Origin of the sequence: Streptomyces sp. NPDC102278 (genome assembly GCF_044766345.1) — a bacterium.
Lineage (GTDB): Bacteria > Actinomycetota > Actinomycetes > Streptomycetales > Streptomycetaceae > Streptomyces.
The window spans coordinates 243,889-262,812 of the sequence record NZ_JBIWLV010000009.1 but is presented as its reverse complement, the minus strand read 5'-3'; the positions used below and the strand labels follow the sequence as shown (position 1 = coordinate 262,812).

Below are 18,924 nucleotides of genomic sequence, written 5' to 3'. Positions count from 1 at the left end.
ACAATGGCCTCATGAGTACGACCTCCCTCGACCCCGCCATCGCCGCCCGTCTCAAGCGGTCCGCGGACGGTCTGGTTCCGGCCATCGCCCAGCAGTACGACACCGGTGAGGTGCTCATGCTCGGCTGGATGGACGACGAGGCCCTGCACCGGACCCTGACCACCGGGCGCTGCACGTACTGGTCCCGCAGCCGCCGGGAGTACTGGGTCAAGGGAGACACCTCCGGCCACTTCCAGCACGTGAAGTCCGTCGCCCTCGACTGCGACGCCGACACCCTGCTCGTGAAGGTCGACCAGGTCGGGGCCGCCTGCCACACCGGCGCCCGTACGTGCTTCGACGCCGATGTCCTTCTCAGCGACGCCGAATAGGTAGGTCCCACGCCATGGATCTTGAGACGTTCCGCAAGCTCGCGGTCGACCGCCGCGTGATCCCCGTCAGCCGCAAACTGCTGGCCGACGGGGACACGCCGGTGGGGCTCTACCGCAAGCTGGCCGCCGAACGCCCCGGAACCTTCCTCCTGGAGTCCGCCGAGAACGGCCGCTCCTGGTCCCGCTACTCCTTCGTCGGCGTCCGCAGCGACTCCACCCTGACCGTCCGCGAGGGCCGGGCCCACTGGATCGGCACCCCGCCGGTCGGCGTCCCCACCGACGGCGACCCGCTGGAGGCCCTGCGCGCCACCGTCGAGGCCCTGCACACCCCCCGCGACATCGCCGGCGGGATGCCGCCCTTCACCGGCGGCATGGTCGGCTACCTCGGCTACGACATCGTGCGCCGCCTGGAGCGCATCGGCGAGCACACCGCCGACGACCTGGAGCTCCCCGAGCTGACCATGCTGCTCACCTCCGACCTGGCCGTCATGGACCACTGGGACGGCACGGTCCAGCTCATCGCCAACGCCATCAACCACAACGACCTCGACACGGGCGTGGACGAGGCGTACGCGCACGCGGTCGCCCGGCTCGACGCCATGGAGGCCGACCTCGCGCGGCCCGCCCCGTACGTGCCCACCCCGCTGCCCGCCTCCGAGCTGCCGGAGTACTCCGCCCTGTGGGGCGGCGAGAAGTACCAGGCGGCCGTGGAGGACGTGAAGGAGCGCATCCGGGCCGGCGAGGCCTTCCAGGTGGTGCCCTCGCAGCGGTTCGAGACGCCCTGCGAGGCCTCCGCGCTGGACGTCTACCGGGTGCTGCGGGCCACCAACCCCTCCCCGTACATGTATCTCTTCCGCTTCGAGAACGGCTTCGACGTGGTGGGGTCCAGTCCCGAGGCGCTGGTCAAGGTCGAGGACGGCCGGGCCATGGTCCACCCGATCGCCGGCACCCGGCACCGCGGGGCCACCCCGCAGCGGGACAACGAACTCGCCGAAGAGCTGATGGCGGACCCCAAGGAACGCGCCGAGCACCTGATGCTCGTCGACCTCGGCCGCAACGACCTGGGCCGGGTCTGCGCCCCGGGGTCGGTGGAGGTCGTCGACTTCATGTCGATCGAGCGCTACTCCCACGTGATGCACATCGTCTCCACCGTCACCGGCCGGCTCGCCGAGGGCAAGACCGCCTTCGACGTGCTCACCGCCTGCTTCCCGGCCGGCACCCTGTCGGGCGCGCCCAAGCCGCGCGCCATGCAGATCATCGAGGAGCTGGAGCCCACCCGCCGCGGGCTGTACGGCGGTTGCGTCGGCTACCTCGACTTCGCCGGGGACTCCGACACGGCCATCGCCATCCGTACCGCGCTGCTGCGCGACGGCACGGCGTACGTGCAGGCCGGGGCGGGGGTCGTGGCGGACTCGGTGCCCGAGCTGGAGGACCTCGAATGCCGCAACAAGGCCGCCGCGGTGCTGCGCGCGGTGGGAGCGGCGAACCGCCTCCACCGCGGCTGAGGGCGTAGGGGATAGTGGGGTACGTGAGTGCCCTACCCCCGCCCCGAAACGATGCCGACGCCCCCGGGACCGAAGAGGTCCCGCCGGGCCCCGAGAACGGCGCGGGCCGCCGCAGCGTGGCCGTCGCCCTGCTGTTCGGCGCGCTCGGCGCCACCGTCGTCCTGCTCGCCTCCGGCCGGATCTGGGCCGAGGGCCGGGCGGCCGTCGGCGGCGGTTCGCTGCCGCTGAGCGCGGACGGGCGGGCCGTCACCGGCCTGCCCGCCGCCCTGGCCATCGTCGCCCTCGCCGCGCTGGTCGCCGTCTTCGCCGTCCGCGGCAGGAGCCGGCGGCTGGTGTCCGGGCTGCTCGCGCTGAGCGGCCTGGGCGCCGCCCTGGCGGCCGTCTTCGCCGCCGACGACCACCGGGCCCTGGACGAACAGGCCGCCAGGACCACCGCCGACACCGCGGCGCGGGTGGTGGGACTCACCCATACGGCGTGGCCGTACGTCACCGCCGTCGGCGGGGCCCTGATCCTGCTCGCCGGCCTCCTGGCCCTGCGCCACGGCCGGAACTGGCCCGCGATGGGCGGCCGCTACGAACGGGACGGCAGCCCCCGCGCCCGCACGCCCGCGCCCGTGGACCCGGACCGGCCCGAGGACCTGTGGAAGGCTCTGGACCGGGGCGAGGACCCCACCGGCTGACGGGACCCCCCGTGAGCGGGCGCCGCGTCCGGTGCGGGACAATGGGCACCGAGCGTTCGACACAGCACGTGACGTGCGACAGAGCAACGAGGAGCAACTCATGGCGGGCACGAGCCACGGACACACCCCGGCCGCCTGGACCGGTGTCATCATCGCCTTCATCGGTTTCTGCGTCTCCGGCGCCTTCATGGTGCTCGCGAACCCGCTCGGGTTCTACGCCGGCCTGGTCGTCGTCGTCCTCGGCGGTGTCGTCGGCATGGCGATGAAGGCCGCCGGCATGGGCGCTCCGAAGGCGGCCCACAAGGACCTCGCCGAGGTCATCGCCGCGTCCAAGGTCCCCGCGAGCGTCTGACGCGCGAGGACCGGGAGAAGCGGCGGAAGGCGCGGCCCTGTCGGGCTGCGCCTTTTGTCATGACCGGAGAGAATCGCCGCGTGGACCCCTCCCGCACCCCTCCCGCCGCGCGTCCCGCCCCCGGACCGGCCGTCCCCCCGTACGTCCCGACCGCCCCGGCGCGGGCCTCCCGGGCCCGCTCGACGACCGTTCCCGTCCTCACCCTGGCCGGGGTCGTCGCGGCCTTCGCGTACGTGGGCGCGGTCGACCCCAACGAACCGGGGCACTACCCGGTCTGCCCGCTGTTCCGGCTGACGGGCATCCTGTGCCCGGGCTGCGGCGGGCTGCGCAGCGCCCACGCCTTCGCGCACGGCGACCTGCTCACCGCCCTCGGCGCGAACGCGGCGGCGGTCGTCGGCTACCTCCTCTTCGCCGCGTTCACCGCCGTGTGGCTGGTGCGGGCCGCGCGCGGCGCCCCGGCCCCGCGGATCGCCCTGAAGCCGGCGTACTGGTGGGTTTTCGGTGTTCTGATGCTGACTTTCGCGATTGTCCGCAATCTTCCCGTCGGGTCGGCCCTGGCCCCCTGAGGCCCGGGCGGCAGCCGGAGGAACCCCCTGTTCCGACTGTCCAGTCCCTGGGAAACGACGATGTTCGTGCGGAGGCCGCGGCGACCTGCGGATACCATTTGAGTGCTGACCTTGCAGTGATACGTGTCTGCAAGGCGGCCGACCGTCATCGACCCGGAAGGGGGCCGCTCGCGTGAGTGTGCTCGACGAGATCATCGAAGGGGTCCGCGAAGACCTTGCCGAACGGCAGGCCCGCGTGAGCCTCGACGAGCTCAAGGAGCGTGCCGCCAAGGCGCCCCAGGCCAAGGACGGTGTCGCCGCCCTGCGCGGCGACAGCGTCAAGGTGATCTGCGAGGTCAAGCGCTCCAGCCCCTCCAAGGGCGCGCTGGCCGCGATCGCCGATCCGGCCGGGCTCGCCGCCGACTACGAGGCGGGCGGTGCGGCGGTCATCTCCGTCCTCACCGAGCAGCGCCGTTTCGGCGGCTCGCTGGCCGACCTGGAGGCCGTCCGCGCCCGCGTGGACATCCCGATCCTGCGCAAGGACTTCATCGTCACGGCGTACCAGCTCTGGGAGGCCCGCGCCTACGGCGCCGACCTCGCGCTGCTGATCGTCGCGGCCCTGGAACAGGAGGCCCTGGTCTCCCTCATCGAGCGCGCCCAGACCATCGGTCTGACGCCGCTCGTCGAGGTCCACGACGAGGAGGAGGTCGAGCGCGCCGTCGCCGCCGGAGCCAAGATCATCGGTGTCAACGCGCGCAACCTCAAGGACCTCAAGGTCGACCGCTCCACCTTCGAGCGCGTCGTCCAGGAGATCCCCGACCACATCGTGAAGATCGCCGAGTCCGGCATCCGCGGACCGCACGACCTGATCGCCTACGCCAACGAGGGCGCCGACGCCGTCCTCGTCGGGGAGTCCCTGGTCACCGGACGCGACCCGAAGGCGGCCGTGGCCGACCTCGTCGCCGCCGGCGCCCACCCCGCCCTGCGCCACGGGCGGAGCTGACCCTCCGTGCCGCCCTTCCGCTCCCTCGTCCGCACCCGACCGGGCCCCGGCCCGGCCGCCGTGCCGACGACGCACGCGCCGCTGGCGCGCGGCTGCCGCCCCCGCGGCTGCCGCGCCCCGGCCCGGCGCGTGCACGGGCGGCGGGTGCGCTACGTGATCGGCTCCGAGCCGGGCCAGGTCAACGGCATGCGATGGCGCGGCGCCCCGGCGCCGTAACGAAGACCACGCCCGTCCGGTACCGCAGGTACCCGCCGGGTGGTCCCGTACGGCCCGCCGTCCCGAGCCGCCGGCTCCGGGCGCGGGTCGCTCCGTCCGTACCCTCCCCACCCCTCAGCGGGGTGCGCGTGGTGCGGGCCGACGGCGCAATACGGTGAAGTCCTCCCGTCGCACCCCGTAGGAGTAGTGGCCATGTCCACCAGCTCGTTCTTCATCCCGGACCCCGAGGGTCACGTCCCCAACGCCGAGGGCTACTTCGGCGACTTCGGCGGCAAGTTCATCCCGGAGGCCCTCGTGGCCGCCGTGGACGAGGTCGCCGTCGAGTACGAGAAGGCCAAGGGCGACCCGGCCTTCGCGGCCGAGCTCGACGAGCTCATGGTCAACTACACCGGCCGGCCCAGCTCCCTCACCGAGGTGCCGCGGTTCGCCCTGCACGCGGGCGGCGCGCGGATCTTCCTCAAGCGCGAGGACCTCAACCACACCGGCTCGCACAAGATCAACAACGTGCTGGGTCAGGCACTGCTGACCAAGCGCATGGGCAAGACCCGCGTCATCGCCGAGACCGGAGCCGGCCAGCACGGCGTGGCCACCGCCACCGCCTGCGCCCTCTTCGGCCTCGACTGCACCATCTACATGGGTGAGATCGACACACAGCGCCAGGCCCTGAACGTGGCCCGGATGCGCATGCTGGGCGCCGAGGTCATCGCCGTGAAGTCCGGCTCCCGGACGCTCAAGGACGCCATCAACGAGGCCTTCCGCGACTGGGTCGCCAACGTCGACCGCACCCACTACCTCTTCGGCACGGTCGCCGGCCCCCACCCCTTCCCCGCCATGGTCCGCGACTTCCACCGGGTCATCGGCGTCGAGGCCCGCCGGCAGATCCTGGAGCGCGTCGGACGGCTGCCCGACGCCGTCGCGGCCTGCGTCGGCGGCGGCTCCAACGCCATCGGCCTGTTCCACGCCTTCATCCCCGACGCCGACGTCCGCCTGGTCGGCTTCGAGCCCGCCGGACACGGCGTCGAGACCGGAGAGCACGCCGCCACGCTCACGGCGGGCGAGCCCGGCATCCTGCACGGCTCCCGCTCCTACGTCCTCCAGGACGAGGAGGGCCAGATCACCGAGCCGTACTCGATCTCGGCGGGCCTGGACTACCCGGGCATCGGCCCGGAGCACTCCTACCTCAAGGACACCGGCCGCGGCGAGTACCGGGCGGTCACCGACGACGCCGCGATGCAGGCCCTGCGCCTGCTCTCCCGCACCGAGGGCATCATCCCGGCGATCGAGTCCGCGCACGCCCTGGCGGGCGCCCTCGACCTGGGCAGGGAGCTGGGCAAGGACGGGCTGATCGTCGTCAACCTGTCCGGTCGCGGCGACAAGGACATGGACACCGCCGCGCGGTACTTCGACCTGTACGACACCGACGGCGAAGTCGCCGAGAACGAGTTCTCCGAGGGGGACGACAAGTGAGCGCCACGCACGGGACCGGCAACATCGAACTGCTGAGCGCGACCCTCGCGAAGGCGAAGTCCGAGGACCGTGCCGCCCTCGTCGCCTACCTGCCGGCCGGCTTCCCGACCGTCGACGGCGGCATCGAAGCGGTCAAGGCCGTCATCGCGGGCGGCGCGGACATCGTCGAGATCGGGCTGCCGCACAGCGACCCGGTCCTGGACGGCCCGATCATCCAGACCGCCGACGACATCGCCCTGCGCGGCGGGGTCAAGATCGCCGACGTGATGCGCACCGTGCGCGAGGCCCACGAGGCCACCGGGGTCCCGATCCTGGTCATGACGTACTGGAACCCCATCGACCGCTACGGCGTCGAGCGGTTCACCGCCGAGCTGGCGGCGGCGGGCGGCGCGGGCTGCATCCTGCCCGACCTGCCCGTGCAGGAGTCCGCGCTGTGGCGCGAGCACGCGACGAAGCACGGTCTGGCCACCGTGTTCGTCGTGGCCCCCAGCAGCCGGGACGCCCGCCTGGCCACCATCACCGATGCCGGTTCGGGCTTCGTCTACGCGGCCTCCCTGATGGGCGTCACCGGCACCCGCGAATCCGTCGGCAACGAGGCACAGGCGCTCGTCGAGCGGACCCGCGCCACCCCCGGCGCCCGCCGCGGCCTCCCGGTCTGCGTCGGCCTGGGCGTCTCCAACGCCGCGCAGGCGAAGGAGGTCGCCGCCTTCGCCGACGGGGTGATCGTCGGCTCGGCCTTCGTGAAGATCCTGCTCGACTCCCCGGACCCGCACAGCGGGCTCGCCGGAGTGCGCGCGCTGGCGGCCGAGCTTGCGGAAGGCGTACGCAGGTCCTGACGCGGGACGGGCCCCGAGCGGGGTTCTGTAGCCCGATCGGGTGGAAGTGGGAGCGGGGAGGCACGAGAGTGCCTCCCCGCTTCGTTTGGCCGAACGTGAGCGACAAGAACGACGACGGTGCGAACCGCGATGCGACGAAACGATCGGCCCGGGAGCGACTCCTCGTGGAGCGCGAGCGGCAGAAGACCCGGGACAAGCGCCGGCGGACCCTGATCGTGTCGGCGGCGGTGGTCGGCGTACTGGGCCTGGCCGCCGTCGTAGGCCTGATCGCGGCCAACACCGGGAAGTCCGGCGACTCCGCCAAGGGCCCGGTGGTCGCCCCGTCAGGGGCCGTGGGCAAGGACGCGCTCGCGATCCGGACGGGCAAGGACGCGGCCGCGTCCCAGCTGACCGTCTGGGAGGACTTCCGCTGCCCGGCCTGCAAGGCCTTCGAGGACAACTACCGGGCCACCGTCCACGAGCTGGAGGGGAAGGGGCTGCTCAAGGTCGACTACCACCTGGTCACGCTGATCGACGGGAACATGGGCGGCACCGGCTCCCTGAAGGCCGCCAACGCGGCCGCGTGCGCCCAGGACGCCGGGAAGTTCCCCGCGTACCACGACGTCCTCTTCCAGAACCAGCCCGAGGAGGTCGACGACGCCTACGGCAAGAACGCCAAGCTGCTGGAGCTGGCCGGGAAGGTGGAAGGGCTGGACACCCCCGCGTTCCGCGCCTGCGTCGAGAAGGGCGAGCACAACGCCTGGGTCGGAAAGTCGCAGGAGGCCTTCCGCGAGGGCAAGTTCCGGGGCACCCCGACGATCCTCCTCGACGGGAAGGACATCTTCGCCGACCAGGCGAACCCGCTCACCCCGCAGAAGTTGAAGGCGCAGGTGGAGGCCGCGGCGAAGGGCGGCGGATCGGCCGCCCCGAGCCCGAAGGCGTCCGGGACGGGCAAGAACGGGTCGAAGGCCTCGCCCTCGTCTTCGTCCGGGCTGTCGTCCTCGACGTCGACCCGGTCCTCGTCGACCGGGTCCTCGTCGACCGGTTCCGCGTCGACCGGTTCCGCGTCGACCGGGTCCGCGTCGGCCGGTTCCGCGTCGAGGTCGGGCTCGACCGCGGGGAGCCAGGCCGGTTCCGCTTCCGTCTCACGGGGGGCCGGCGAGGACTGAGAGGCCTGCGGGGAGGAAGTGGCGTCCCTGTATCGATTCAGCCGAGGTTGCCGGGCGGGTTGCGGTCTGCACCGCCCGGCAGGGTAGCGTCGGTCCTGCCATGGAACTTGCCTATATCCCCAGCCCGTCGACCGGCGTGATCCATCTCGGACCGATCCCGCTCCGCGGCTACGCGTTCTGCATCATCATCGGCGTCTTCGTCGCCGTCTGGCTCGGCAACAGGCGCTGGATCGCGCGCGGCGGAAAGCCGGGCACGGTCGCGGACATCGCCGTGTGGGCGGTGCCGTTCGGCCTTGTCGGCGGTCGCCTCTACCACGTCATCACCGACTACCAGCTCTACTTCGGCGAGGGCCGCAACTGGGTCGACGCCTTCAAGATCTGGGAAGGCGGCCTCGGCATCTGGGGCGCGATCGCGCTGGGCGCGGTGGGCGCCTGGATCGGCTGTCGACTGCGCGGCATCCCGCTGCCGGCCTGGGCCGACGCCCTGGCCCCCGGCATCGCGCTGGCCCAGGCCTTCGGACGCTGGGGCAACTGGTTCAACCAGGAGCTCTACGGCCGCGCCACCGACCTGCCGTGGGCGGTGGAGATCAGCGAGGGCCCGAACCGGGTCGGGGGGACCTACCACCCCACCTTCCTGTACGAGTCCCTGTGGTGCATCGGCGTCGCCGCCCTGGTGATCTGGGCCGACCGCCGCTTCAAGCTGGGACACGGCCGCGCCTTCGCCCTGTACGTCGCCGCGTACTGCGTCGGCCGCAGCTGGATCGAGTACATGCGGGTCGACGAGGCGCACCACATCCTGGGCCTGCGGCTGAACGTCTGGACCTCGATCGTCGTCTTCCTGCTGGCCGTGATCTACCTGGTGCTGTCCGCGAAGCTGCGGCCGGGCCGCGAGGAGATCGTCGAGCCGGACCGCGGTCCCGCGGCCGGGCCCGCGAAGACCCCGACCGACGCCGCGGACGCCGACGCGAAGGACGCGGAGGCGAAGAGCGAGCCCGGGGACACGGCGCCGAGCCTGGTCAAGGCCGAGGACGCGCCGAAGGACACCGGGCCGACGGACACCGCGCCGAAGGACGCCGAGGCGAAGGACGCGGGGCGGGCGGACGCGGAGTCGGCCCCCGGCACGGCCTCCGAGGCCAAGAAGGTCTGACCGGTCCGGACCGAGGGTCCGTGATCAACGGAAGAAGGGTGTCGCGCTCGCGCGGCACCCTTCTCCCGTTGCCGACGGGGTCGACCCACGGCCTACACCCGGTCGCCGCGGCGGGAGAGGGTCAGGGTCCGGTGGGCCGCCGCGACCACGGCCGGGTCCACGAACCGGCCGTCGGGGAGGGCCAGCGCGCCCGGAGTGGCCCGGGCGGCGCTGACGATCTCCTCGGCGGCGCTGACCTCTTCCGGGCCGGGCACGTAGGCCCGTTCGATCACCGGGAGCTGGCGCGGGTGGATCGCGGCCCGGCCGAGGAAGCCGAGGGCCCGGCCGTGCGCGCAGGAGACGGCCAGCGCCTCCAGGTTCCGGATGTCGGGGAACACCGACTGCGCGGGCGCGACCAGTCCCGCGGCCCGCGCCGCGACCACCACCCGGGAGCGCGGCCAGTCCAGGCCCGCCTCGGCGCTGACGTTCAGGTCGGCCCGGAGGTCCGCCTCACCGAGGGAGAGGCCGCGCAGCGCCGGGTGGGCGCGCGCGATCTCGTACGCCCGCTCCACGCCCAGGGCCGACTCCAGCAGGGCGTACAGGGCCACGCCGCCGGTGCGGTTCGCGACGGCGGTGATCTGCTCGGGGGCGGCGATCTTCGGGAGCCGCAGCCCCGACAGCCCCCGGAGCCCGGTGAGGGCGCTGAGGTCGGCGCCGGCCCAGGGCGAGTCCAGGGCGTTGACCCGGACCTGCACGGGCACCGGCGGCCGGTCGACGAGCAGTTCGGCGGTCGCGGCCCGGGCGTACTCCTTGCGGGACGCCGAGACCCCGTCCTCCAGGTCGACGATGACCGAGTCGGCCCCCGAGTGCAGGGCCTTCCAGACCACCTCGGGGCGGTCGCCGGGAGCGTACAGCCAGGTGAGGATCACAGGACTCCGTCCTTCGCGAGTGCGGTGATCTCGGCCTCGGTCAGGCCGAGTTCGGTGAGGACGGCTTCGGTGTCCGCGCCGTGGGGGCGGCCCGCCCAGCGGATGGAACCCGGGGTGTCGGACAGCCGGAACAGCACGTTCTGCATGCGGAGTGGCCCGAGTTCCGGGTCCTCCACCTCGGTGATCGTGCCGAGGGCCGCGTACTGCGGATCGGCCATGACGTCCCGTACGTCGTAGACCGGGGCGACCGCCGCCTGGGCGTCCTCGAACGCGGCGATCACCTCCTGCGCCTTGTACCGGGCGATCCAACCGCCGACCGCCTCGTCGAGTTCCCGCGCGTGCGCGGCCCGGCCGGAGCCCGTCGCGAACCAGGGCTCAGCGATCAGCTCCGGTCGTCCGACGAGCCGCATCACGCGCTCCGCGACGGACTGCGCCGAGGCGGAGACGGCCAGCCACCGCCCGTCCGCGCTGCGGTAGGTGTTGCGGGGCGCGTTGTTGGTGGAGCGGTTGCCCGTGCGCGGCTGTACGAAACCGAGCTGGTCGTACCAGAGCGGGTGCGGGCCCAGCACCGTCAGGATCGGCTCGATGATGGCCAGGTCCACCACCTGCCCCCGCCCGGTGCGGTCCCTGCCGGCCAGCGCCGCCATCACGGCGTACGCGGTGGTCAGCGCGGCGATGGAGTCGGCGAGCCCGAAGGGGGGCAGCGTCGGCGGACCGTCCGGTTCGCCGGTGATCGCGGCGAAGCCGCTCATGGCCTCGGCGAGGGTGCCGAAGCCGGGGCGGTGGGCGTACGGGCCCTGCTGGCCGAAGGCCGTCACGCGGGCCAGCACCAGCCGCGGGTTGGCGGCGGACAGTTCCGGCCAGCCCAGACCCCACTTCTCCAGGGTTCCGGGACGGAAGTTCTCGATGATCACGTCGGCGCCGGCGGCGAGGCGCAGCAGGGTGTCCCGGCCGCCGGGGGTGGACAGGTCGAGGGTCATCGTCCGCTTGTTCCGACCGAGCAGTTTCCACCAGAGGCCGACCCCGTCCTTGGCGGGGCCGTGTCCGCGCGAGGGGTCGGGGCGGACCGGGTGCTCGACCTTGACGACCTCCGCGCCGAAGTCCCCGAGGAGGGTGGCCGCCAGCGGCCCGGCGAACAGGGTGGCGAGGTCCAGGACGCGCAGCCCGGCGAGGGGGCCGGTGACCCGGTCGGAGCCCGCGCCGGGGCCGGGGTCGGAGGCGGTGGCCGGCGCGGGCGCGGGCGTGTGCGGGAGTGCGGAGTGCGGAGTCCGGGTCACGAGGCGCTCCCGGTGGCTCGGCCGGCCGTCGCGGCGGTGCCGGCTCCGGCCTCCGGGCCGGTGTCGGGCGCGGTCGCGGCGAAGGCGTCGGTCTCGGAGCGGGTCGGCATCGAGTCCTGGGCGCCGGGCCGTTGCACGGACAGCGCGGCCGCCGCCGAGGCCCAGCGCAGCGCCTCGGGCATCGGGCGGCCCTCCCCGACGGCCACGGCGAGCGCCCCGACGAAGGTGTCCCCGGCGGCGGTGGTGTCCACGGCCCGCACCCGGATCGCCGGCAGGGCCAGCGGCTCGCGCCCCCGCGCGGCGAACAGCACCCCGGCCCCACCGAGGGTGATCACCACCTGCGGCACGCTGCGCAGGAGCGCCTCGGCCGCCCGGTGCGGGTCGGTGAGGCCGGTGAGGGCCGCCGCCTCGTGCTCGTTGGGCACCAGGAGGTCGGTGACGCCCAGGAGTTCGGCGGGCAGGGGCCGGGCGGGCGCCGGGGTCAGGATCGTACGGACACCGTGGGCGCGGGCGGCGCGGGCCCCGGCGAGCACGGCTTCCAGGGGGAGTTCGAGTTGCAGGAGCAGGGAGTCGGCGGAGCCGATCCGGGAGTCGTCACCCGCCTCCAGGCCGGTGACACGGGCGTTGGCGCCGGGGATGACGACGATGCTGTTCGCGCCCTCGTCGTCGACGGTGATGTGGGCCGTGCCGCTGGCCCCCTCCACCGTGCGCAGGGCGGCCGTCTCCACGCCGGCCGCGGCGAGCGCGGAGCGCAACCGTACGCCGAACTCGTCCGCGCCGACCGCGCCGATCATCACCACCTCGCCGCCGAGGCGGGCGGCGGCCACGGCCTGGTTGGCGCCCTTGCCGCCGGGGACCGTGTGGAACGCGCGGCCGGTGACGGTCTCCCCGAGGCGCGGCGCCTTGGAGACGTAGGCGACGAGATCCATGTTCGTACTGCCGAGCACGGCGATGGCCATCATGAGCGGGCTGCCTCCTGAGCGGTGAGGTGGGCGAGTGTGTCGAAGCCGACGCCGTCGAAACCGGGCACGCTGGTGGCGAGACGGTTGCCCAGCGGCGCCGTCCAACGGCGCGGGAGCCGCTCGGGCGACCCGGCGAGGAGTCCGGCGAGGGAACCGGCGGTCGCGCCGTTGGAGTCGGTGTCCCAGCCGCCGGACACGGCGTTGCAGACGGACCGGGCGAAGTCGCCGTCGGCGTGGGTGAGCGCCGCCGCGATCAGGGCCGTGTTCGGGAGGGCGTGGACCCAGTGGTGACGGTCGTAGCGGGCGTGGAGGCGGTCCACGACCCGGTCGAAGTCGCGGTGCCGGCCCGCCGTGTCGATGCCGAAGCGGACGGCCTCGGCGAGGCGCGAGCGGGGCGGTACGACGGCCAGTCCGGCCCGCAGCGCGCCGTGCACGTCGCCGAGACCGCCGGCCGCCTCGGCGACGGCCGCGGCGACGAAGAGGGCCGCGTAGACGCCGTTGCCGGTGTGGGTGAGGGCGGCGTCCCGGTGGGCCTGGGCCGCGGCGGCCACCGGGTCGTCCGGGTTGGTCCAGCCGTGGACGTCGGCGCGGATGAGCGCGCCGATCCACTCGCGGAACGGGTTGTGATGGGTGGCGGTCGCCGGGGGCTCCAGGCCCTGGAGGAGGTTGCGGTAGGCGACGCGCTCGGCGGTGAAGGTCCGGCCGGCGGGGAGTTCGTCGAGCCAGAGCCGCGCCACGTCGGCGGTGGTGAAGGCCTTGCCGTGGCGCTGGAGCAGGAGCAGGTTCAGCAGGGGGTAGTTGAGGTCGTCGTCCTCGGGCATGCCGTCGATGTTCTCGCCGAGGGAGGTCGGGGCTGACCTGCGGTTCCAGGGGTGGGCGGCCAGCAGTTCCGGCGGGACGCCGCGGGCGGTGAACCAGTCGGACAGCGGCCAGTTGCCGGCGGCGCGGGCGAGGGCCCGGATCCCCTCCAGGGGGAGCTTCTCCACGGGTTTCCCGAGCAGGCACCCGACGGCGCGCCCGAGCCAGGCGGCCTCCAACCGGGCGATGTAGGCGCGGGGCGGCGGTGGCGGTGGCGGCGGCGGTGGTGGTGGCGCGGTGCGGTCGGCGAGCGCGCGGGGCCGGGGTTCGGGCGGGGGCCGGTCGCCGGGGCGGGGCGGCGGGGGAGCCGGCGGCCAACTGGAGCGGATGGCGGCCCAGGTCTCCGGCTCGTCGGCGGCCAGCGGCGAGGGCAGGGCGGCGAGTTCGGACAGCAGCCGGCCGGCGAGGGCGCGGAGCTCCGGCGGCGCCGGGGCGGTGGAGGCGCCGGCGCGGGCCGGGGCCACGCGGCCCCCGGCGGCGAGCCAGGCGCGCAGCAGCGGTTCCGCGTTCCGGCCGTCCTGCGCCGCCTGACGGAACTCGTGCCCGACCAGGTCCTCCGGCTGGACCCAGGTCAGGCGTACCGGGCACGCCGCGGGCCCGCTCACCGCGGCGTCGCGATCTCGGCGAAGGCCGCCTCGTGGGCGCGGCGCCGGTCCCGGTCGCGGTCGAAGACCTCGCGGGCCACGGCCGTCAGCGCGGCGGCCGGCGCGTGCAGGTCCAGCCGGCTGGCCTCCGCGACCCGCTTCGCCCAGCCGGCGGGGACCGCGGCCTCGCCGCCCAGGGCGCCGGCGATCGCCCCGGCCATGGTGGCGGTGGAGTCGCAGTCCCGCCCGTAGTTGACCGCCCCGAGCACGGACGCCTCGTACGCCCCGTCGGCCACCAGCAACATGCCGAGCGCGACGGGCAGTTCCTCGATCGAGTGCAGCCGCGAGGGCCGGCGCGCGCCGAGCGAGGGCGTGCGGTAGTCCGGGCCCACCGAGTCGTACGGGGCGACCGCCGCGCGCAGCGGGATCAGCGCCGACTCGAAGTCCCGGTACCGCACGGCCACTTCGCACACCGCCGCGATGGCCTCCCGGGTGCCGTCCTTCGCCAGCGACAGGGCCGTCTCGACGACCGACGCCGCCGTCGCGCCCGGCAGGCACGCCGCCGCCACCGCGGCCGCGAAGACGCCCGCCGCCTCCCTGCCGTACGAGGACTGGTGCGCGCCCGCGACGTCCAGCGCCTCCGCGTACGCGGCCGCCGGATGGCCGGCGTTGACGAGCCCGACCGGGGCCATGTACATCGCGGCGCCACAGTTGACGATGTTGCCGGAGCCGGCCTCGCGGGGGTCCGCGTGGGCGTAGTGGAGCCGGGTCACGATCCACTTCTCGGCCAGGAAGATCCGCTGGAGGGGCAGGGCCTCGGCTTCCAGCTCCGGGATCCAGCGGGGGTTCGTCATGAGGTCCGGCACGAGGTGGTCGGCGACGGAGTACGCGTCCAGGTGGTCCCGCACGCTCGCGTAGACCCGTACCAGGGCGTGCGTCATGAGGGTGTCGTCGGTGACGTGCCCGTCGCCCTTGTGGTAGGGCGCGATGGGGCGGGCGGTGCGCCAATCCTCGTACCAGGGGCCGACGATGCCGTGCACCCGACCCCCGTGCCGTTCGACGATCCGGTCCGGGGACCAGCCCTCCACCGGACCGCCGAGTGCGTCGCCGACGGCGGCGCCGATCAGGGAGCCGGCCACCCGGTCGTCGAGCGAGAGGGGGGTGTGCGTCATGTCCGAATCATCCCTTGGGCGTTGGGGTTTTTGGGGGAGGTGAGCTCCGTACGGGTGAGGAGCGCGGCGAGTTCGACGAGATCGGTACCGGCGAGGCGGGGCAGGGCGCAGCCGGACAGGGTGCGGCAGGCCTCGCGCCAGGCGGCCGGGAGGGAGTCGCCGCCCCCGAGCGCGCCGGCGAGGGCGCCGGCCAGGGCGGGGGCGGAGTCCGCGACGCGGGAGAGGCAGGCGGCCGCCGGGACGGCCTCGCAGACCCTGCCGCGGGCCGCGGTGGCCAGGGCGAGGGCGACCGGGACGGTTTCGGCGGCGGCGATGCCGTAGCTGTACACGTGATCGACGATCTGGTGCTCCAGCAGCGGGACGATGGCGAAGGCGCCCCCGCCCGGCTCGGCGCGGGCGAGCGCGAGGGCGTGGCGGGCGTTGCGGCCGATCTCGGTGGAGGCGGGCAGCTGTTCGAGGGCGGCGTCCACGGCGGCGTCGACGTCCGCGCCCGTGAGGGCGGTGGCGATGGCGGCGGCCATGGCCCGGGCGCCGTGCACCCCGTCGCCGTCCTGCGTGTACCGGGCGTCGAACTCGGCGAGGTCGGCCGCGGCGCGGGGGTCCCCGGGGTGGACGACGGCGAGGACACAGGCCCGGACGCAGGCGGCGTCGTCGAAGTAGTGCGGGTTGTCGTGGCCGGTGGCGGGCGGGCGCAGCCCGGCGGCCAGGTTGCCGAGGCCCGCGCGGACGGAGATCCGGGCGCGCAGGGGCAGTACGGCCGACTCGACCTCGGGGGCGCGCTCGGCCGCCGCCGCGACCTCGGAGGCCAGGGCGTTCCACGCCAGGTCGATGGCGGCGCGCATCCTGCGGGACCGGCTGAGGTCGCTGAGCAGGACGCCGGCCGCCGTCAGCACGGACTCGGCGGCGAAGGCGGCCCACTCGGCGTCGTCGGACGGCCCGAGGCGCAGCGGCTCCGGGGGCTGGTTGAGGGCGATCGGGACGGGGAGGGTGGTGGTGGCGTTCTGCTCGGCGAAGGTGTCGAGTTCGCGGGTGAGGCGGCGGGTCCACTCGGGCATCCGGCTGGCCCGGTGCCGGGCGGCCGGCCACCCGGCCGCGTCGCCCGCGGCGAGGCCGAGGAGGAGCCCCTCGATGCGGCGCGGACCCGTCGGCCCCGCCGTGGTGGACGCGGCGCCGGGCGCCTCCCCGGGAGGCGGGGCGGCGAGGGCGGTGGTGCCTGGCCTCGGGTTCGGCGTCTCGACCGGGGGGTGCCCGCCCCGGGGGCCCCGGCCCGCGACCGTGGCCGGCGGGGGCGGACCCCCGAACGCCGCCGGCGAGGGGGCGGTGCCCGACACGGGAACGGTGCCCCACACGGGGACGGTGCCCCACACGGGAACGGGCACGAGGGCGGGGGCGGTGGCGAGGGCGGGGGCCGTGACGGGCGCGGAAACGGGGACGGGCGTGGGAACGGGGACCAGGGCGGGGACGGGGTCCGGGGCCGGCGGCGCGGTTTCGGCGCCCCGATCCGGTGCGGGAGGGGTGGCGGGAGGGCGGGGGAGGCCCGGCTGCGCGGGGGAGGGGGGCGGGGGCGTGGCGCCCGCGCCGCGGGCCCCGGCGGGCTCGGCCGCGTCCGGGGTGTAGGGGGAAGGGCTCATCGGGGGGTCTCGGCTTCCGGGGTGAGGAGGTCCGCGATGTCCAGGACGTGGTAGCCGCGCATCGAGGGGAGGCAACTGCCCCGGACCGGGCCGATGGCCGCCGCCCAGTCGGCGGGGATGGAGGGGATGCCGGACATCGCGCCGGCCAGGGCCCCCGCCACGGCGGCCGTGGTGTCGGCGTCCCGGCCCATGTTCACGGCCGTCAGGACGGAGCCGGTGAAGTCCCCGCGGCAGGCGGCGAAGGCGCCGAACGCCAACCCCACCGCCTCGGGGGCCAGGTCCGTCCACGGATAGCCGCCGATGACCACCGCCGAGCGCACCGCCCGTTCGCCGCGCGGGGCGGCGGTGACGGCCCGGCGCAGGGAGCGGGCCGTCCAGGAGTCGGACGGGATGACGGACAGGGCCGCCGAGACCACGGAGGCGGGCGAGCCGCCGGCCATGGCCGCCGCGACGCCCGCGGCGACGGCCTGGCCCCCGTAGATGCCCTCCCCGTCGTGGCTCACCGAGCCGTCGATGGCCACCAGCCGGGCCGCCTCCGCGGGCCGGCCCGCGGCGAAGACGCCGAACGGGGCCGCGCGCATGGCCAGCCCGTCCGACCAGGCGTGCCGGTGTTGCGCCGAGATGGGGGCCGCGAGCCCCCGGCGGAGGTTCTCCAGGGTGCCGCGTTCGGAGAAGCCGGCTCCCCGGAAGGGGCCCTCGTCCAGGTCGGCGATCCAGTGGTGCCACGCCCGCTCGACGTGGGCCACGGTCAGCGCGGAGCCGTGCCGGGCCAGCAGCAGGCCCGAGAAGATCGCGTACTCGGTGTCGTCCGTGCCCGCCGGGTCATCGGACACGAAGCCCTCGATCCGACCCCACTTCGCCCGGATCTGCGAAGGCTTCATGTTCTCCGCCGGGGCGCCCAGCGCGTCACCCACCGCGAGCCCCAGAAGAGCGCCCCTGGCTCGTTCGAGGAGGACCTGCGGATTGCATGCAATCAGCTCCATGGCGCGCCTCTCCACTTGATGGGACTCATGATGAGCCCTTGGGGGATTTGTGCCATGGCATGTGGTTTGTCGCTCGCCGCGAAACACCACCCGGGCGCCCCCGTCACCCGGTCGCCGGCCCACGAAACCGCAGGTAAGTACGGCCTTCCTTGCCGGCGGAGAGCCAAAATCGTGCGTAGTTTCGAGGTGTTCAGGGGGAGTGGGTTTCTGCGCGTCGCCCGCGCGCGCCCATTCGCAGGAAAAGGGGAGATTCACCGCATGTCCATCATCGACACCGAAGCACCGCTTCACACCGCCCACCGCGACAACCACACCCACCGTGACGTCAACGGCGGATGGCTGCGGCCGGCCGTGTTCGGGGCGATGGACGGACTGGTCTCCAACATCGCGCTGATGACCGGAGTGGCGGGCGGCGCGGTCGCCCCGCAGACGATCGTCATCACGGGGCTCGCCGGTCTGGCCGCCGGCGCCTTCTCGATGGCGGCCGGCGAATACACCTCGGTCGCCTCGCAGCGCGAGCTGGTCCTGGCGGAGCTCGACGTGGAACGTCAGCAGCTGCGCAAGCACCCGATCGACGAGATGGAGGAGCTGGCCGAGCTCTACGTCTCGCGCGGCGTCGCCCCGGCCCTGGCCCGCGAGGTGGCGATGCAGCTGTCCCGCGACCCGGAGCAGGCGCTGGAGATACACGCCCGCGAGGAGCTGGGCATCGACCCCGACGACCTGCCCTCGCCGCTGGTCGCGGCGGTGTCGTCCTTCGGCTCGTTCGCGCTGGGCGCGCTGCTTCCCGTACTGCCCTACCTGCTCGGCGCGACCGCCCTGTGGCCGGCCGTCCTGCTCGCGCTGATCGGGCTCTTCGCCTGCGGCGCGGTCGTTTCCCGGGTCACCGCCCGCTCCTGGTGGTACAGCGGACTGCGGCAGCTCGTCCTGGGTGGCGCGGCCGCCGGTGTGACGTACATCCTGGGAACCTGGATCGGCGGCGCCGTAGGCTAACCGGCGCGAGAGTGAGACACTATGCGGTACACAACATAAGTAGTCCGTTACCCGGCGGTTTCGATTCCGTGTCCGCGGGGCATCAGGACAGGGCGTCGGGCAATGGTGCCCGCTCCGTGCCGGGACCAGCCGCGGCCCGTGACGCGTCCGCAGATGTTCATGAGATCCAAGAGGCCTCCCAGCAGGTCCCTTCTCCCCCTTCGGGCATGTCCGCATGTTGGAATGCGATATCCGCTTCTCGGGATTGCCGTCATCATGTAACCTGCACGAAATTTTGCAGAGGGCCAACGTC

18 protein-coding genes and 1 pseudogene are annotated in these 18,924 nt (G+C 74.1%); 12 read left to right on the top strand and 7 right to left on the bottom strand.

Features of this window, described 5'->3' with window-relative positions; all coding sequences use genetic code 11:
• The first annotated feature begins 11 nt into the window (after positions 1 to 11).
• The 11 genes and pseudogenes from hisI (at position 12) to lgt (ending at position 9,267) form a co-directional block, all read left to right on the top strand.
• The gene (gene hisI / locus ACIRO3_RS22800; protein WP_267800838.1) at positions 12 to 368 is read left to right on the top strand and encodes a phosphoribosyl-AMP cyclohydrolase; all 357 of its coding nucleotides are present in this window, start codon (positions 12 to 14) and stop codon (positions 366 to 368) included.
• Positions 369 to 382: 14 nt separating this feature from the next.
• A complete protein-coding gene (locus ACIRO3_RS22795) occupies positions 383 to 1,873 on the top strand; it encodes an anthranilate synthase component I (protein ID WP_404139529.1) in 1,491 nt (496 codons plus the stop codon).
• Between the two features lie 14 nt (positions 1,874 to 1,887).
• Positions 1,888 to 2,553 carry a TIGR02234 family membrane protein gene (locus ACIRO3_RS22790; protein ID WP_404139526.1) on the top strand — a complete coding sequence of 222 codons (666 nt, stop codon included), beginning with the start codon at positions 1,888 to 1,890 and terminating at the stop codon, positions 2,551 to 2,553.
• Between the two features lie 100 nt (positions 2,554 to 2,653).
• Positions 2,654 to 2,905 carry an HGxxPAAW family protein gene (locus tag ACIRO3_RS22785; RefSeq protein WP_361773842.1) on the top strand — a complete coding sequence of 84 codons (252 nt, stop codon included), beginning with the start codon at positions 2,654 to 2,656 and terminating at the stop codon, positions 2,903 to 2,905.
• A gap of 59 nt (positions 2,906 to 2,964) precedes the next feature.
• Positions 2,965 to 3,471, top strand: a complete 507-nt coding sequence (locus ACIRO3_RS22780; RefSeq protein WP_404139524.1) for a DUF2752 domain-containing protein — start codon at positions 2,965 to 2,967, stop codon at positions 3,469 to 3,471.
• A gap of 172 nt (positions 3,472 to 3,643) precedes the next feature.
• Positions 3,644 to 4,453, top strand: a complete 810-nt coding sequence (gene trpC, locus ACIRO3_RS22775) for an indole-3-glycerol phosphate synthase TrpC (RefSeq protein ID WP_361773836.1) — start codon at positions 3,644 to 3,646, stop codon at positions 4,451 to 4,453.
• Positions 4,454 to 4,459: 6 nt separating this feature from the next.
• Positions 4,460 to 4,669 carry a tryptophan biosynthesis modulator TrpM gene (gene trpM, locus ACIRO3_RS22770; RefSeq protein ID WP_365999418.1) on the top strand — a complete coding sequence of 70 codons (210 nt, stop codon included), beginning with the start codon at positions 4,460 to 4,462 and terminating at the stop codon, positions 4,667 to 4,669.
• A gap of 192 nt (positions 4,670 to 4,861) precedes the next feature.
• On the top strand, positions 4,862 to 6,136 hold the full coding sequence (gene trpB / locus ACIRO3_RS22765; protein WP_361773833.1) for a tryptophan synthase subunit beta: 1,275 nt from the start codon (positions 4,862 to 4,864) through the stop codon (positions 6,134 to 6,136).
• On the top strand, positions 6,133 to 6,972 hold the full coding sequence (gene trpA, locus ACIRO3_RS22760; protein ID WP_404139520.1) for a tryptophan synthase subunit alpha: 840 nt from the start codon (positions 6,133 to 6,135) through the stop codon (positions 6,970 to 6,972). Before trpB ends, trpA begins: the two co-directional genes overlap by 4 nt.
• A 95-nt stretch (positions 6,973 to 7,067) precedes the next feature.
• Positions 7,068 to 7,862: pseudogene (locus ACIRO3_RS22755) on the top strand (DsbA family protein); the annotation flags it as partial.
• A 358-nt stretch (positions 7,863 to 8,220) separates the two neighbouring features.
• Positions 8,221 to 9,267: a prolipoprotein diacylglyceryl transferase gene (gene lgt / locus ACIRO3_RS22750; RefSeq protein ID WP_404139517.1), complete on the top strand. Its 1,047-nt coding sequence runs from the start codon at positions 8,221 to 8,223 to the stop codon at positions 9,265 to 9,267.
• Between the two features lie 92 nt (positions 9,268 to 9,359).
• Here lgt and ACIRO3_RS22745 read toward each other — a convergent pair whose 3' ends face one another.
• The 7 genes from ACIRO3_RS22745 to ACIRO3_RS22715 all read right to left on the bottom strand — a co-directional run bounded on the left by ACIRO3_RS22745 (position 9,360) and on the right by ACIRO3_RS22715 (position 17,642).
• Positions 9,360 to 10,175 carry an HpcH/HpaI aldolase/citrate lyase family protein gene (locus ACIRO3_RS22745; protein ID WP_404139515.1) on the bottom strand — a complete coding sequence of 272 codons (816 nt, stop codon included), beginning with the start codon at positions 10,173 to 10,175 and terminating at the stop codon, positions 9,360 to 9,362.
• The gene (locus tag ACIRO3_RS22740) at positions 10,172 to 11,452 is read right to left on the bottom strand and encodes a CaiB/BaiF CoA transferase family protein (RefSeq protein ID WP_404139512.1); all 1,281 of its coding nucleotides are present in this window, start codon (positions 11,450 to 11,452) and stop codon (positions 10,172 to 10,174) included. Before ACIRO3_RS22740 ends, ACIRO3_RS22745 begins: the two co-directional genes overlap by 4 nt.
• On the bottom strand, positions 11,449 to 12,414 hold the full coding sequence (gene rbsK, locus ACIRO3_RS22735) for a ribokinase (protein ID WP_404139510.1): 966 nt from the start codon (positions 12,412 to 12,414) through the stop codon (positions 11,449 to 11,451). Before rbsK ends, ACIRO3_RS22740 begins: the two co-directional genes overlap by 4 nt.
• On the bottom strand, positions 12,411 to 13,877 hold the full coding sequence (locus ACIRO3_RS22730) for an ADP-ribosylglycohydrolase family protein (protein ID WP_404139507.1): 1,467 nt from the start codon (positions 13,875 to 13,877) through the stop codon (positions 12,411 to 12,413). Before ACIRO3_RS22730 ends, rbsK begins: the two co-directional genes overlap by 4 nt.
• Complete coding sequence (locus ACIRO3_RS22725; RefSeq protein ID WP_404139504.1) at positions 13,874 to 15,028, bottom strand: ADP-ribosylglycohydrolase family protein; 1,155 nt, start codon at positions 15,026 to 15,028, stop codon at positions 13,874 to 13,876. Before ACIRO3_RS22725 ends, ACIRO3_RS22730 begins: the two co-directional genes overlap by 4 nt.
• Positions 15,025 to 16,359, bottom strand: a complete 1,335-nt coding sequence (locus ACIRO3_RS22720) for an ADP-ribosylglycohydrolase family protein (protein WP_404139631.1) — start codon at positions 16,357 to 16,359, stop codon at positions 15,025 to 15,027. The genes ACIRO3_RS22725 and ACIRO3_RS22720 overlap by 4 nt, the downstream gene beginning before the upstream one ends.
• Before the next feature lie 296 nt (positions 16,360 to 16,655).
• Positions 16,656 to 17,642, bottom strand: coding sequence for an ADP-ribosylglycohydrolase family protein (locus tag ACIRO3_RS22715; RefSeq protein ID WP_361773809.1), 987 nt, complete (start codon positions 17,640 to 17,642; stop codon positions 16,656 to 16,658).
• Between the two features lie 258 nt (positions 17,643 to 17,900).
• On the opposite strand from ACIRO3_RS22715, the gene ACIRO3_RS22710 reads away from it, so the two are divergent.
• Positions 17,901 to 18,632, top strand: a complete 732-nt coding sequence (locus ACIRO3_RS22710; RefSeq protein ID WP_361773806.1) for a VIT1/CCC1 transporter family protein — start codon at positions 17,901 to 17,903, stop codon at positions 18,630 to 18,632.
• Positions 18,633 to 18,924: the final 292 nt, after the last annotated feature.